This is a genomic window from Acinetobacter sp. 231_lipA (assembly GCF_058243005.1).
This window is the reverse complement of record NZ_JBZAYU010000001.1, coordinates 987819-1003815: the sequence shown is the minus strand read 5'-3', so window position 1 is coordinate 1003815 and position 15997 is coordinate 987819. Positions and strand designations below refer to the sequence as shown.

Annotated in this window: 14 protein-coding genes; 7 read left to right on the top strand and 7 right to left on the bottom strand. The window is 42.7% G+C overall.

Features of this window, described 5'->3' with window-relative positions; genetic code table 11:
* Position 1 precedes the first annotated feature (1 nt).
* The 5 genes from AC4CUX_RS05165 to AC4CUX_RS05145 all read left to right on the top strand — a co-directional run bounded on the left by AC4CUX_RS05165 (position 2) and on the right by AC4CUX_RS05145 (position 3763).
* Entirely contained in the window at positions 2-817 is an 816-nt protein-coding gene (locus tag AC4CUX_RS05165; RefSeq protein WP_010327608.1) for an NAD-dependent epimerase/dehydratase family protein, read from the top strand.
* A gap of 191 nt (positions 818-1008) precedes the next feature.
* Positions 1009-1242, top strand: coding sequence for a DUF6500 family protein (locus AC4CUX_RS05160; protein ID WP_029575124.1), 234 nt, complete (start codon positions 1009-1011; stop codon positions 1240-1242).
* Between the two features lie 276 nt (positions 1243-1518).
* Positions 1519-2538 (top strand): IS21 family transposase, encoded by a 1020-nt coding sequence (gene istA / locus AC4CUX_RS05155; protein ID WP_010327603.1) that lies wholly within the window; start codon positions 1519-1521, stop codon positions 2536-2538.
* Positions 2538-3311, top strand: a complete 774-nt coding sequence (istB, locus tag AC4CUX_RS05150; RefSeq protein WP_001053379.1) for an IS21-like element ISAba8 family helper ATPase IstB — start codon at positions 2538-2540, stop codon at positions 3309-3311. The genes istA and istB overlap by 1 nt, the downstream gene beginning before the upstream one ends.
* Before the next feature lie 62 nt (positions 3312-3373).
* Positions 3374-3763 carry a hypothetical protein gene (locus tag AC4CUX_RS05145; RefSeq protein ID WP_010327602.1) on the top strand — a complete coding sequence of 130 codons (390 nt, stop codon included), beginning with the start codon at positions 3374-3376 and terminating at the stop codon, positions 3761-3763.
* A gap of 112 nt (positions 3764-3875) precedes the next feature.
* On the opposite strand, the gene plsB is transcribed toward AC4CUX_RS05145, so the two are convergent.
* Complete coding sequence (plsB, locus tag AC4CUX_RS05140) at positions 3876-6449, bottom strand: glycerol-3-phosphate 1-O-acyltransferase PlsB (protein WP_178928465.1); 2574 nt, start codon at positions 6447-6449, stop codon at positions 3876-3878.
* A 291-nt stretch (positions 6450-6740) separates the two neighbouring features.
* Between plsB and AC4CUX_RS05135 the strand changes: the two genes are divergently transcribed.
* Positions 6741-7613 carry an acyl-CoA thioesterase gene (locus AC4CUX_RS05135; RefSeq protein WP_010327600.1) on the top strand — a complete coding sequence of 291 codons (873 nt, stop codon included), beginning with the start codon at positions 6741-6743 and terminating at the stop codon, positions 7611-7613.
* Positions 7614-7831: 218 nt separating this feature from the next.
* Positions 7832-9091, top strand: a complete 1260-nt coding sequence (locus tag AC4CUX_RS05130; RefSeq protein ID WP_010327599.1) for a dicarboxylate/amino acid:cation symporter — start codon at positions 7832-7834, stop codon at positions 9089-9091.
* Positions 9092-9144: 53 nt separating this feature from the next.
* On the opposite strand, the gene AC4CUX_RS05125 is transcribed toward AC4CUX_RS05130, so the two are convergent.
* From AC4CUX_RS05125 to AC4CUX_RS05100, 6 genes are all read right to left on the bottom strand, one after another.
* Complete coding sequence (locus AC4CUX_RS05125) at positions 9145-10089, bottom strand: metal-dependent hydrolase (RefSeq protein ID WP_010327598.1); 945 nt, start codon at positions 10087-10089, stop codon at positions 9145-9147.
* 139 nt (positions 10090-10228) lie between these two features.
* Complete coding sequence (gene yihA / locus AC4CUX_RS05120; RefSeq protein WP_010327597.1) at positions 10229-11089, bottom strand: ribosome biogenesis GTP-binding protein YihA/YsxC; 861 nt, start codon at positions 11087-11089, stop codon at positions 10229-10231.
* A gap of 103 nt (positions 11090-11192) precedes the next feature.
* The gene (locus AC4CUX_RS05115; RefSeq protein ID WP_005401285.1) at positions 11193-11642 is read right to left on the bottom strand and encodes an RrF2 family transcriptional regulator; all 450 of its coding nucleotides are present in this window, start codon (positions 11640-11642) and stop codon (positions 11193-11195) included.
* An 89-nt stretch (positions 11643-11731) separates the two neighbouring features.
* Complete coding sequence (gene hmpA / locus AC4CUX_RS05110; protein WP_010327596.1) at positions 11732-12940, bottom strand: NO-inducible flavohemoprotein; 1209 nt, start codon at positions 12938-12940, stop codon at positions 11732-11734.
* 149 nt (positions 12941-13089) lie between these two features.
* Complete coding sequence (locus AC4CUX_RS05105) at positions 13090-14673, bottom strand: helicase HerA-like domain-containing protein (RefSeq protein WP_058951633.1); 1584 nt, start codon at positions 14671-14673, stop codon at positions 13090-13092.
* Positions 14674-14681: 8 nt separating this feature from the next.
* Positions 14682-15902, bottom strand: coding sequence for a PLP-dependent transferase (locus tag AC4CUX_RS05100; RefSeq protein WP_490792223.1), 1221 nt, complete (start codon positions 15900-15902; stop codon positions 14682-14684).
* Positions 15903-15997: the final 95 nt, after the last annotated feature.

Below are 15997 nucleotides of genomic sequence, written 5' to 3'. Positions count from 1 at the left end.
AATGCATATTTTATTTATAGGTTATGGTAAAACATCTCAGCGTGTTGCTAAACAGTTATTTCAGCAAGGCCACCAAATTACCACAATTAGCCGGAGTCCGAAATCAGATGATTGGGCTGAGCATTTGACTCAAGATATTCATCAGTTGGATCTGTCTCAAGTCGCACCGATTGATGCGGTATATGTCTTACTCTCGCCTGAGAGCAGTACGGTGGAGGCGTATCAGCGAACTTTTGTAGACTCGATTGCACCCATGCTACATGCCTTAAAAAGTCATCCTTTAAAAAAAGTGATCGTAGTTTCTTCTACACGTGTCTATGGTGAAAGTGCAGGGGAGCGGGTTGATGATGACACTAGTCCCCAACCGAGCGATGTGCAAGGGCAGGTGCTATTGAACATGGAAACTTTGTGGCAACAGGCTTATCCATCTGAATGTGTGATTGTACGTCCAACAGGAATTTATGGGACTTCAGTTGCACGTATGATTAAACTTGCAGAAACCATAAAAACTTATCCCAAACTGCATTGGTCGAACCGAATTCATATTGATGATTTGGTTGCTTTTCTAGCACACTTGCTTCACGTGGAACATACTGAAAAGTCTTACATTTGCAGCAATAGCCAACCATTGCCCTTACATGAAATTATTCAATGGTTTCAACAGCAGTTAGGACTGCCAGTTTTGGTTCTGGAAAGTGCTGTGTCATCAGGCAAACAAATTCATGCTACGCGTATGCAACAGATGAATTTTGAATTACAGCATCCACATTGCTTTGATGATTATTTGGCGTTGTTAGCAGAGCGTGAGTCAAAATAATTTTTTATTTTTACTCATAAAAAATGTGAAGCATCGTTTGGAAAATGGCTGTGGAACGTGAAGAATCATGACAAATCCGTTCCAGTGCGCTTAACCCTAGAACGGCTTTTATTAAGATATTGATGCTTATAGGAAAATTTTAAGAATTTCGTATAAGGTGTATTATGTTAATTTTAGAGAAAGTTAAAAATATGAGAAAAGAGTTAAGAGAAATATTTATTCATGGATGTAATGAGAAAATTGAGAAAAAAGGAGATAGCGTAGGTTTATCTTTCTATGCTTTTTTCAAGAGTAAAAATGATAATCCTGAGCTTTTAATGGAGGCAGCCAATTGGTGGATCATGCAACATAAATTAGATCATTTCGAAAAAGCTGTAAAAATTAAAGCTCTTGTTTTAAGTGAGTCTTCGCCTAACTTAACATAATGGCTGTTATACGAACAGCAAGAAGCCTAGATCCAGATCGTAGTTTTAAAATTTGGATCTATTTTTTCTTCTACTCGTTGTACATACTTTTACTATCGTTATATTAGTAATCAATAAAATCCATTTAAGTACAATAAGTATATGTTTATAATAGGGATAATAAAATTAATATATTGTGATTGATATGTTGTTAGCGGCAGTGTAAAAATGACCCCCTAATGGCATTTAAAAACTGACCCCCTTGGTTAATATAGCGGTCATTTTGGACTGCTCAACATGTTAACTTTGGAGCAAGCAGTGACAATCCAAATACTTCATCAACAAGGTAAATCTATTAAAGCCATTAGTCGTGAACTGGGGGTGTCTCGAAATACCGTGCGTAAATATTTACGGCAGAAGGAAACACCTCAGTATCGGCGTACACAACCTAGAACAAGTATTCTTGATCCATATAAACCCTATTTACTCCAACGTGTAAATGCAGCACATCCTGAATGGATTCCTGCTGTCGTGCTCTACCAGGAAATTTTAAGGTTGGGATATCCAGGAAAGATCAGGATCTTGAGGGAATATCTTGCAACATTAAAACCAGTTGCTCAACCGGAACCGATCATTCGTTTTGAAACCCAACCTGGCCAACAAATGCAGGTGGATTTCACCACGATTCGACGCAACAACACGACTTTGAAAGCCTTTGTCGCAACATTAGGGTATTCCAGAGCGACTTTCGTGAAATTTTATGATCATGAACGTACCGATGCATGGATCGATGGTCTAGAAAATGCATTTCAGTTCTTTGCAGGAGTACCTCAAGAAATCCTGTTTGATAACGCTAAAACGATCATGATTGAACGGGATGCCTATCAGGAGGGGCAGCATAAATGGAATCCCAAACTGCTCGACTGCGCCAAGAAATACAGCTTTCGTCCCCGCGTATGTAAGCCCTACCGTGCACAGACCAAAGGCAAAGTTGAACGCTTTAATGGATACCTCAAATCAAGCTTTATTGTGCCATTGAAAGCAAGCCTGAAGACTTCGGATTTACTGTTGGATGTTGATGTCGCCAATGCCCACATTGGCCGGTGGCTGCATGAAACCGCCAATCAGCGGATTCATGCCACCACGCAAGAAAAACCGGCAGTTCGACTGCAACAGGAGCAGCAAAAATTTACGCCATTACCGCAATCAGATACAGGTTCTAGCACTGTACCTGTTGCAGCAGCACAGCATGTCGTGCCCTACGAGAGTTTGCAGCATCCCTTATCGGTATATGACCAGTTGCTGGGAGTTTCCTAATGAATCTGCAATACGACCGTATAGAGCAGCTTTGCCAAAAGCTCAATCTGCCTGCCATCGCATCACAATGGTCACATCATGCACAACAAACATTAGGTCAGGATGGAAGTTATGCCGACTTTGTTGAAGCGATCTTGACGCATGAATATGCTGCCAGGCAACAGCGCAGCCAGCAGGTACTGATGAAACTCTCAGGCCTGCCTCAAGTCAAAACCCTGGAAGACTATGATTTTAATTATGCCCTAGGGGCCCCTAAATCACAGGTGATTGAACTGTTCAATCTGAGCTTTATTGCTAGAGCAGAAAATGTGGTGTTTCTCGGGGCTAGCGGAGTAGGAAAAACGCACTTATCTATGGCATTAGGCTATAAGGCCATCATGAACAACATTAAGATCAAGTTCATTACCGCAGCGGATTTAATGCTGCAACTGAGTACAGCCTATCAGCAAGGTAAATTGAAAACCTATATGCAACGTGCGGTACTGGGACCAAAGTTACTGATTATCGATGAAATTGGTTATTTACCGTTTGGACGTGAAGAAGCGAATTTGTTCTTTAATGTGATTGCCAAGCGTTATGAAAAAGGCAGTACGATATTGACGAGTAACTTACCATTTAGCCAGTGGTCCAAATCCTTTGCAGATGATGTTACGTTGACCGCTGCGATGTTAGATCGGCTATTACATCACTGTCATGTGGTACAGATATCGGGTGAGAGTTATCGTTTGAAGGATAAAAAAAGAATAGGGATTCAGCCACAGGTTGAAACTTAATACGAGATCAAAGGGGTCAATTTTACTTTGCCATTTGTAAGGTAAAAGGGGGCAATTTTAGAATGCCGTTGACAATGTCATTAAGTTCAAAAAAAATAGTCGAGTTTTCTATACTTACTATATTAGGTTTTACACTTTATTTCGGGGTTACCACTTACCATAATTGGAAATACAAACAGGCGTTAAAATCTGGTAATCAAATTCGTGAGTGTGGTGAATTTATTGAAAAAACAGAAATCGTCAAAGAGCGCTTTGGACGATCGGATAGTATTGAACCGATCTATACCTTCAAGAACTCACAAGGCAATTTATTCAGTTTTAGTGGTAGTAAACAAGTCATCAAGCACTTACCTAGACTTAATACATTACAACCACAACAGTCTATTTGCTTCCAATATGCAACGATATCGAAAGATAAAAATGATTTCTTTCCTCTCACCAATCTTTACTAAAAATTAGCTTATTTAACATAAATCTCTTATTCTAAATAGATTTTAATTTTTATTCATAGACTTAAAGCATAGGCACCTACATTTTGTAGATACCTATGCTTTTAAAAAGAAATTACTTCTTCTTACGTTTCAAACGCTTCTTCGCTTGTTCAGCAGCGACTTTGTCTAGCGTGTCTTTCAGTTCTTCATCGCTGAAAGTGGTGATGTGTTGCAACATTTGTAGTGTGACATCATCCAACACCAAGTTGGCATATTGCGCAACGTTTTGGAAGTTCTCATCAAACACAATCGCGTTGTCTGAGTTGGTGCTGATATAACCCTGTTGCGTCAGCACTTTAATAAAGCTTTGGAACAGGGCTTTATCAAAGAATTCAGGCGAATTGAACTCATACAGTACTGAAAGACGCTGACCGACCAAATGACTCAGTTCTTCCACCTGACGCGCTGAAATGTTCCCAGAACCACGTTGTGTAATCAGCGCAAGTGTCATGTAGTACCGCTCAAGACTCTGCATGACTGGTGCTGCCAATACCACCAACTGGTTATGATTTTCGCTGTTTGGAGCAGGAGAAATCAAGTGACCTTCGGCATCTTCAGAAATCAGTTTGGCTTGAATTAAACCATCTACATAAGCACAGATTTGATCTTTGAGTTCAGCATCTTCCCATTTTAAGAACAATTCAGCTTTTAAAAATGGATATAGCGTGCGAATTACATTGATTAAATCACCGCGGCCAATGGTTCCATTGTGTTCAACCAAAGCGGCAACCAGTGATGGCAAGACAAAGGCATGCAAAATGTTATTACGGAAGTAGGTCAGCAGTACCGCTTGATTGTCCGCAATCGCAATAATGTCACCCAGTACGTGATTGACGCGTTTGATCAGTTTTAGCTTTAAACCATAAGAAATGATTTCTTTACCAGATAATGGCGTGACCAAGAGGCGCTCATCATAAGGAAGGGTGGTCAATAACTTACGATAGGTATCGAGCTGTTTGATACAAATTTCTTCATCTAGCGTATGCTTCTCAGTGGCCAACAGAACCAAAGACAAGAGTGAAACAGGATTCACCACAGCTGCACGGTTAATATTTTCTAAAATTGCATGTGCTGAACTGTTGACTGCATCAGAGACTTCTTGCGGAATGGGATCATCATTTTTAGCAATTTGTACATTCTCAGCGCCATGCTTTTTCAGCATGTCATCGAGGAAAACAGGCTCGCCAAAGTTGAGATGGACTTTTCCGAAAATACGTTCAATTTTGCGTAAAGTTTGCAGAATCCCAAAGACAGATTCGGCTTCTTTGGGTTTACCGTTCATCTCACCGACGTAGGTTGCGCCTTCCATTAAGCGTTCATAGCCAATATAGGTCGGAACAAAGACAATCGGTTTGGCACGACCACGCAAGTGACTGTGCACGGTCATGGCTAACATACCTGTCTTTGGTGGTAGCAGACGACCTGTACGTGAACGACCACCTTCGATGAAGTATTCCAAAGGCGTGTTACGCGACAAAATGCTGTATAGATATTCTTTAAAGACCGAAGTGTAGAGCGCATTACCGCGGAAAGTACGGCGAATAAAGAATGCACCGCCACCACGTAAAATTTGCCCAACAAATGGCATATTTAGGTTATCGCCCGCAGCAATATAAGGCACCATCAAACCACGGTTATACACCACATAAGACAGCAGTAAATAGTCGATATGGCTGCGGTGACAAGGGGTATACACAATTTCGTAGTCTTTAGCCAACTCACGAACTGTATTGAAGTTATGGACTTCAACCCCGTCATAGAGCTGGGTCCATAAACGTGCTAGTGCCATTTCCGCAAAACGGATGGTTGAATGTGAGTAGTCCGATACGATTTCATTGACATAACCAATGGCACGACGTTCTGCGTCCAACATGCTAATTTTGCCGCGAATACTTTCACGGCGAATGGCTTCTTGTACGTCATTCGATTTAATCAGTGAGTGCATCACGTTGCGACGGTCCGAAAGATCGGGACCGAGTACCGCTTCACGGTGTGCATCGAGCTGATTATTTAGAGTGTTTAGAATATAAGTCGCAGGCGATAAATTCGGATAGGTGGTTTTTGCAAAGTCAACCAAAGCACGTAAAGACTGACTTTCATGAAACTCTAAAAATGATTGACGACCATGTAAACCGATATTCATCAGCTGCTTCACCGTACTTGGCGTTGCCCAAGTGTCGGTAAATAACAATTTAAACCAAGAGTCTTCTTTGTCTGGTGAACGTCCCCATAGTACCGTCACAGGCACCAGCTCTACGTCTAAATCGGGTTGTTGTTCTAAAGCTTCAACTAGGCGTAACAGGCGCGGTGGAAAGGTGTGTGGTGAAGGGTTAAGTAAATTATTTTCATCGTTATGCTGTAAAAACACGATCGATGCTTTTTCTTGATGCGTCCCCACGACCAAGGGATCGAGTGCAGGAGCAAGCTTTAAACGACGTGTTTCGCCATCCACCAACAGCGCATTACTGCGTGAGTGATTTTGAAGCACATAACAGACAATTTTTTTGGGATGGCCTGAAGCTGCTGGGTCAGCATCTGTTGCTGTCGGTTCTGTTGGAACCTCACCCAATACATGTGGGGTTACTATGAGGTCAAGAAGCTTACTTGAAAGCTTTCTATACATTTGACCAAAGCCACTTTTGGACATATACACTCCTGCTTAAATGACCAATCCCGCAGTTTGTCTGAAGGGGTATTTATTTTGCGTAATTGTAAACATAAACCGTATGTCATTTCCTGACAAATTTGTTTTATACGGTGAATTTTATCGTTAAAAATCGTATTTTTAGTCGGAAATAACGAAAAAAACTTATGACAACTCAGTCAAGCAATCTATAGGGTTTTAGTCTGAATTTATGGCAAAATAGATTTTAATATCGATATCATACCTCATCACTTTACAGAAAAATCTGGTCTCTCACCATTAAGTAGGTTGCTTATGAATGCCTTAACCCAAGAGTTGGTTGAATTACTGAGCCTCGAAAAAATTGAGGAAAATATCTTTCGTGGACAAAGCCGTAATTTGGTTGGGAAGCGTGTTTTTGGCGGACAAGTCTTAGGTCAGGCCCTACGTGCAGCGTCATATACGACGGATCGTCCAGCTCATTCTTTACATGCATACTTTTTATTTGGTGGCGATGTGAACGCACCGATTATCTATGAAGTTGATCGAATTCGTGATGGTCGTAGTTTTGTCAGCCGCCAAGTGCGCGCTATTCAGCATGGTAAAACCATCTTTATGTGCATGGTGTCTTTTGCTGACAATGAAGAAGGCCTGAATTATCAAATCGGTGAGCCTGAGTATCCAGCACCAGAGTCTTTAAAGTCTGAGGCTGAACTGAAAAAAATGATGGTGGAATTTGTGCCTGAAAATGTGCGTGCAAGTTTCATGCGCGATCGTCATGTGGAAATTCGTCCTATCAATCCACAAAACCCGTATCAACCGCAGCCTGAAGCACCTGTGTATGCGCACTATATTCGCACCCATGACCGCATTGCAGCAGAAGTGGATGAAATTTCGTTGCATCAGGCGATTGCGGCATTCTATTCAGATTTCACTTTAATGACCACGGCACTGCGCCCGCATGGTTTAAGTTATCTTTCGCCAAGTTTGCAGTGTGCGAGTATCGATCATGCTATGTATTTCCATAAACCCTTTCGCGTGGATGACTGGATGCTGTATGACATGGATGCGACAGTCAGTGCCAGTTCACGCGGTTTGAATTTTGGACGAATGTGGCAAAACGGTGAGTTGGTGTGTAGTACTACGCAAGAAGGTTTGATTCGGCTCCGCGAAATCGAAGCCCAATAAAGTCTGAGTACAGAAAAAGCTGAGTGATATGACTCAGCTTTTTTTATGACCGACTTTATGACTGAAAGGTGGTCAGAGCTGAGCTTCAATTGTAATGGTCTCATCTTTTTGGGAGAGTTATATGGGGAAACGTGCAGTACTTGTGACAAAAAAATGCTCGATTCTAGTCCGTTCACATGGCATAGTTTCCCAAAGAAATCTTTGAAAAGCATGAAGCTATGAGCTTAAACACGCAAATTCTAATTGCCGCGATCTTCGGGGTCATCTTCGGATTTATTCTCAATCTTTTCCCTGAGACTGCTTTTTTAGAGATGAGTCTGTATGGAATCGGGGTGGTCAGCAGTATTTTTATCGGTCTATTAAAAATGCTCTTGATTCCCCTTATTTTTAGCTCAATTGTGGTGGGTGTATCTAACTTACAAGCGGGTGGCCAGCTCTCCCGTGTTTGGAAAATTACGCTGGCATGCTGTGTCACTACCACGACTTTGGCCTTGATATTGGGTTTAAGCTGCGCGCATTTATTTGAAGTCGGCAAAGGTGTCGATATCGCCATGTTCCAAGACGCCATGGCCGCTCATCAAACTCCAGATACGCTCACTCCATCTTCGTTCTTCACCAACTTTATTCAAAATACCTTGATTAACCCGTTCAAAGCTTTTGCTGAAGGCAATGTTTTAGCAGTGGTGGTTTTTGCTCTGTTCATTGGAGTGGCACTGGTTAAAGGCGGAGAAAAATTCCGCACCGTGCGTAAGCTGAGTCAACAGTTCTTTGACATCATGATGTTGATGATTGGTTGGGTGATGAAGCTAGCCCCGCTAGGAATTTTTGCCTTACTTGCTAAGTTGATTGCCACTGAAGACATTTCGGTATTGAGCCGTTTGGCTGAGTTTGCGGCTGTGGTAACAGGCACCACCATTTTTCATGGTCTGGTGGTTTTGCCGCTATTGCTGTGGATTTTTGGCAAGATGAACCCGATGACCTTTTTTAAAGGCACGCGTGTGGCGTTAATTACTGCTTTTGCCACCAGTTCAAGCTCGGCGACCATGCCTTTATCTCTCAAGTGTGCGCAAGAAAATCTTGGTGTACGTCCGCAAACAGCGGGCTTTGTGATTCCGTTGGGGACGCAGCTCAATATGGATGGTACTGCGCTGTATGAGGCGGCGGCAGCTTTGTTTATTGCCAACTTGATGGGGTTAGATTTGACTTTGAGTCAGCAGTTGGTGGTGTGTCTGACGGCGATGATTGCCTCTTTAGGTGCTCCAGGGATTCCGAGTGCAGGCATGGTCACCATGATTATGGTATTGCAGTCTGTAGGGCTTCCTGCTGAAGCGATTGCGATTTTATTACCTATTGATCGCTTACTGGATACCGTGCGTACTGTGGTGAATGTACAAGGTGACATGATGATTAGTGTGGTGGTGGATCGACATACCAAGGATCTGGATGCACCTTTGCCCAATTTATCGAATCCGTCTTAAGTTTTGCTCTAAAATAAAAAAGCAGCTTAATAGCTGCTTTTTTATTTTAGGATTTAAGCGACTTTGAGCATGGCACGTTTAGCCGCTGGGGATTGGTCTAAGTAGGCAATCGCATCTTCTGTTTTGGCTTCGTGTACAGGGTCATACCATGGTACCAAATAGCCAAATTGCTGTGAGATTAACCAGAGTGGACTTGGTAAAACTTGATGATTCCGTTTAGAAATAGACAGCCACTCACGCCAAATCCAAAGTTTAAACAGACTGGGTTGAATCGACTTAAAACGGTCATCTTGTTTCATAATATGGGCTGCACCATCGACCCATAAACCCAGCACTGCAGCAATCACCACCAGACTCAAATAATAGCGCGCAATATAGCCTCCACCTAAATGTCGGTACAAATCAAATGCGACGGTACGGTGTTCAATTTCTTCTGCGCCGTGCCATTTGATTAAGTCTAGCATCGCAGGGTCAGCGCCCATTTTTTCCCATTCGGTGTTGTCCAGTGCATATTTTCCAAGGACACAGGTCATGTGTTCCACTGTCGCAATAATGCCGAGTCGAAACAGATCCCACTGGTGCTCTAGTGCTTTGGGCACAGTGAGATCAAGTGGCTTATCGGCCAGTAATTTTCCAAATAAGAAATCCATCAACGCTAGATTACGGGAGACATCAATATTTCTTTGGCTGAGATACTTTTTATTGGCTGAGTTATGTACCTGCGCATGCATGGCTTCTTGGCGAATAAAGGCTTGTACATCTTGCTTCAGCTTTTCATCGCTAATTTGTGGTAAGACTTTGTTATAGAGGCGGCAGAACCAGAACTCACCAGCGGGCAGGATCATATTAATTTCATTGATGAAATAGCTGGCAAAAGGGTGGTTGGGAATCCAATCAATCGGACTGTCTTGCCACTCAAATTTAACTTTGCGAGGCTTAATGGTGTAGGCAATAGAGGAACGAGTTTTGTTTTTTTTCAATCGAGACCATAATTTCATATGCTGACCTATTTTTATATGTGTTGAACTTTTTCACGAGCTGAATAAAGTCAGTATAAAAAAAGTCCCCGATTGCGATTAGCAATAGGGGACACAGATACAGCAATAGATGATGCTTTTATAGGTTGGCGTTTAAAACTTAAGCCTCAGACTGTGGTTTGGTTTCCACATCGTCTTCAGCGTCAAGATCTATCGCGGCTTCAGGATCTTCATCGAACTCGTCTGCATCCAGCTCATCGGCTGTTGCATCTGGAATGCTGCTTAAGTCAAAATGTTGGGCTTGATCTAAAGTAAAATTCAATCGTCCGCCCATCACACTTGCCAGTTCTTCTAGGCCTTGTTTATTGAGAGAAGAGAACAATTGAATTGAGAAATCCAGTTTCATCTTTTTCAATTGGGCTTTCACTTCTTGCAATGCTTTAGAAGCAGGGCCACGGTTGAGTTTATCGGACTTGGTTAGCAGTACATGCACAAACAATTTACGTGAATACGCCCATTCCAACATCATCACGTCAAAGTGCTGTAGTGGATGACGAATATCCATCAACAATACTAAGCCTTGTAAGCTTTTACGCTGAATCAGGTAATTTTCTAACTCTTTTTGCCACACGATTTTCATCGCTTCAGGCACGGCTGCATAACCATAACCGGGTAAGTCGACGAGACGTTGATCAGGATTACCCAGACTGAAAAAGTTAATCATCTGCGTACGACCCGGTCTTTTCGAGGCACGAGCCAATTGCTTTTGGTTGGTTAAGGCATTGATCGCACTGGACTTGCCTGCATTTGAACGACCCGCAAAAGCAATTTCATAGCCTGTATCTTCTACACACAGGTTGAGCTTCGGGGCACTCATTAAAAACTCTGCTTTACGCAGCCAGTTGAGAGCGCGCACAGCATATTCAGTAACTGCAGAATCTACCTTTTTTTCATAGCTAATTTTTTGCTTTGGGGCAGCAGCAATTTTACTGTTTTTGGATTTTCCTCGGCTGTGGTGCATAACTCAACTTCAATTTATGATCTACAATCAGACATTATAATGGAAGTCGAGCAGGCAATCGACCTTTGCAGCGTAAAGTCCGTAATCTTGTCTATAAAAGACCTTAATCGACGAGATTGATCAGGTTAATCGGCGAGTGGGTCGTGAACTTATTCTGAGCCTCAGTACCCAGCACATCAGCTAAGGTATACTGGTCTAAACTGTGATAGAACTGATCTAGCGCTTGATCTAAGATCCCTTTCAGTCCGCAATTCGAACGGAGTACGCAAGGTGGGGTGTTACATTCCACAATGTTCTGATCTGCTTGTAAGACCCGTACAATCTCGCCCAGTCTTAAATGTAGGGTTTCTGGATTGAGTCGAATCCCACCGCCACGACCACGTGCAGTAATAATCCACTGCTGTTTCGCCATAAAGTGTACGATTTTCATCAAGTGGTTTTCAGACACTTGTAGTGCTTGCGCCAGTTCTGCAATGGTATGCGGCAGCGCTTTCGGCTGAGAAACATACATCAGAATTCGCAAAGCATAATCGGTAAATTTATTGAGCTGCATGAGGGTACTGATCGTTGATAAGCAAAAAAACAAAGGGCTAGTCTAGCATAACCTGACTAACCCTCTCTATTTTATGCCGATGGCATGGATTAGTGATGAACACCACCTGTGCCAAAAGCTTCACTGTGAATATTTTCGGCAGGAACACCACGGGCAATTAGGGCTTTTTGTTGTTCAGCCATAAATGGCATTGGGCCGCATAAGTAGTAGTCTGCTTGAACAGGTAAAATCGCGCTATCAATGGTACTCAAATCAAGGCGACCCTTCGCATCATAATCTTGACCTAAAACATCGCTTTGATGTGGGAACTCATATGCAGTAAAGGTGCTTAAGCGCGGGTATTTGGCTTTTAAGTCATGAATATGTTGTTTCATGGCATGCACTTGTTTGCTACGGCAGGCGTGCACAAAAGTCACAGGCTCTGGCATATCCAAAGTCACCAACTGATTTAGCATCGCTACCATTGGCGTGAGGCCTACACCACCACTAATAAAGACATTGCGTTTGTTTGGGTCAATCAGGTAGAAGTTACCTGTTGGTGCAGACACTTCAATTTCAGCACCTTCGGCTAAAGCATGCAGGGTATTTGACACCCAACCGCCTGCCAAATCACCTTTTTCATCTTCGCGTTTGACCGAGATACGTAAATAGTCAGCTTGAGGGCTGGTAGAAAGGGTGTATTGGCGAGGTTGTTTTAGACCAAGCTCCTCAACAAATACACGTACTGAAATGTACTGACCTGCTTCATATGTTGGTAAATCACCACCGTCCACAGGGGCAAGATAGAAAGAAGTGATTTCATCGCTTTCAACCACTTTCTTCGCGATTTTAAAGTTGCGCCAGCCTAACCAGCTCCCTTTGGTTTGTTGATGTTGCTCATAAATCGCTTTTTCAGTGCTAATGAATAAATCAGCCAATTGACCATACGCCGCAGCCCAAGCATCAATCAATGGATCCTCCATTGAAATACTTAAAACTTCACTAATCGAATGGAGGAGGTTTTCCCCAACAATATTGTAGTCAGGTGCTTGAATATTTAAGCTAACATGTTTGTGGGCAATTAGCTCAACCACAGGGAGTAATACTGAAGGATCTTCAATGTTTTCTGCATAGGCCAACACAGCACCCGCCAAAGCTTGGGCTTGAGCACCACTGCGTTGATGCCCCATATTAAAGGTTTCTTTTAAATTAGGATTGTTGCCTAACATGCGGTTATAAAAATAACCCGTGAGTGCGACACCATTTTCACGAAGGACAGGAACTGTTGCTTTTACAAGGTCAATTTGCTGCGGAGTCATGTTTGATCTCTCTTGGCTATCATTTATAAGATTTATTTAAAATATACCTTTAAAGATGTAATGTAAATACATCTTTAAATAAAAGCTTAATTTTTATATGGGATATATGAATATCCCATAAATTTTGATTTTTAGATTTAAAAAGTAGATCACTTACGCCCAAACAAAGAGCCCAGTAAACCACGGACGATTTTTTGTCCCGTACTGCCCCCGAGGCTGCGGGCGGCGCTTTTGGCAAAAGTTCCTACTGTGTCTTGAATTAGCTTCTCACGCTGTTTCGCTTCACGTTCAGCTTCTTTCTGCTGTTCTTTCGAAATCCGCGCTTGCTCACGTGCTTGTTGCTTCGCTAGTGTTTCAGCTTCTTTGGCTTGCTGTTTTGCGAGTGCCTCTTGTTCTTTGGCTTGTTGTTTCTCTTGCTCTATCTGTACTGCTTGTTGTTGGCGTTCAACCACTTTATTTTGTAGAAGTTCAAAAGCACTTTCACGGTCTAGACTTTTTTCATAAATACCTGCCACGATACTTTGTGAAATTAAGGTTTGACGTTGCTCTGGGCTAATAGGACTGAAAGACGAGTAGGGTGGCATCACCCATGCACGCTCTACAATTTGCGGTGTGCCTTGTTCATCTAAGCAACTAATCAAAGCTTCACCCACAGCTAGCTCGGTGATGGCTTGCTCAACCTTAAATTCAGGGTTGGCACGGAAGGTATCTGCAGCTGTTTTTACCGCTTTTTGATCTTTCGGAGTAAAGGCACGTAAGGCATGTTGTACACGATTTCCGAGCTGCCCTAACACGCTTTCAGGCAAATCCAGTGGGTTTTGCGTGACAAAGTAAATACCCACCCCCTTGGAACGGATTAGGCGCACCACTTGTTCAATTTTTTCTTGCAGTGCTGCACTGGCATTATCAAACAGCAAATGCGCTTCATCAAAGAAGAACACTAGCTTGGGCTTGTCCATATCGCCAACCTCAGGTAGCTGTTCAAACAGTTCAGAGAGCATCCAGAGTAGAAAAGTGGCATAGAGCTTTGGAGTATTCATGAGCTTGTCTGCGGCTAGAATATTGATATAGCCATGACCATTACTGTCGGTCTGAATAAAGTCGAGAATATTTAAGCTGGGCTCCCCGAAGAATTGATCACCACCTTGATCGGCCAGTGCCAATAAATTCCGTTGAATCGCGCCAAGGCTGGCAGGAGATAGGTTGCCATATTCGGCTTTAAACTCTGCGGCATGTTCACTGACATAACCAATCATGGCTTTTAAGTCTTTAAAGTCGATCAGTAACATGCCTTGATCATCTGCAATACGAAACACCGCAGAAAGCACCCCTTCTTGGGTATCATTTAAATTCAGCATTCGCGCCAGCAACAGCGGGCCAATTTCGGTAATCGTGGTACGAATAGGATGACCTTGTTCAGCAAATAAATCCCAAAACACCACGGGGGATGCAGCAAAGGGAATGCTGTCGATGCCTAAACTTTTAATGCGTTCATCAAATTTGGGATTGGATGCACCTGCCTGCGCTAAGCTAGAAACATCACCTTTGGCATCGGCTAAAAATACCGGCACTCCGAGTCTGGAAAAACTTTCTGCCAGTACCTTTAAAGTTACGGTTTTTCCCGTACCTGTTGCCCCTGCAATTAAGCCATGACGGTTGGCAAACTTTGAGTGTAGAACAACATCTTGTTGGGTATTCGTGGTTTTCTTAGCAATGATGATCGGGGTGCTCATACTTCTTCCTATTCAATTTTTTTGTGATGGTTATTCAGTTGTTTTAGTGCATTTTCTATATCTTGAATTAAATCGGCAGGATGTTCTAGTCCTATACAAAAGCGAACCAATAAACCTTGTTGTAAATGTGTATGCTCAAGTGCACGCATGTCTTTGAGGTCATACAGCATCACCAAACTCACAGGACCGCCCCAGCTAAAGCCGAGTTTGAAGAGTGACAGGGCATCACAAAATTGACGAATATCCTGTAGATCAAATTCAGGCTTGAAAATGACACTGACCAAACCTGCACTGTGTTGATCGACACAAATGTCTTTCCAATATGAATGACCCGCAGCATTCGGATTGGCAGGGTGTAAGACCTGCACAAATTCAGGTTGTTGTTCTAGCCATGCCAGAAGTTGTAGCGCACTTTCAGACTGTGCGGCATAACGAATGCGCATTGATGCTAGACTGCGTTGAACTTGAGCAACGTCATCCCCAGAGACGCTAATGCCTTGAATGGCATGCGTGCGAAAGAGTTGATGATGTAAAGCTCGCTCGCGTGTCACGACTGAGCCCATTAAAATATCTCCACCGCCACTTGGGTACTTGGTTAAAGCATGTACCGTCATATCTACACTTAAGTGCGCATCACTAAAATCAAAAGCATTAAAGGCAAGGCCTGCGCCCCACGTATTGTCTAAAGCACTGAGCACATGATGCGTTTTTGCTTTTTTCACCAGTCCAATCAAATCTGGAAACTCCAGTGTGACCGAGCCTGCGGCTTCTAGCCAAATCAGTTTTGCTTTTTCTGTCGGTTGGAAAGACGACACATCAATAGGGTTATAAATACGAACACCAATACCATAGCGTTTTTCTAGATTACGAAGATGCTCCATGTTTGGCCCGTAAATATTATCCGCCACCCAAACTTCATCACCATGACTTAAAAAACATGAGTTCACCAAATTAATTGCAGACAATCCACTTGGTGCGAGTAGGCAGTACTTTCCACCTTCAATTTGTGCAATGTTATCGCCCAATGTAAATGTGCTGGGGGTGCCGTGGGTGCCATAACTATAGTCATAGTCATCGGTCCAATGGCGATTAAACAGTGCATCGGTATCTTTAAAAATAATCGTCGATGCACGATACAGGGGAGGTTGGACCGTTGAGATGTACTGAGGCGCTTGTCTTGGTGCATGAACCAATGCGGTTTGCGGGTTTTTTTTCACGAATCGACTCATCATAAAGCGATAAATTGTTTTTAGCTTAAGAGAAAGTTTCTAAATAGGCGAGAAAATTGAACAAATGTGAATAAAGGTAAACAAAATAAAAAGTT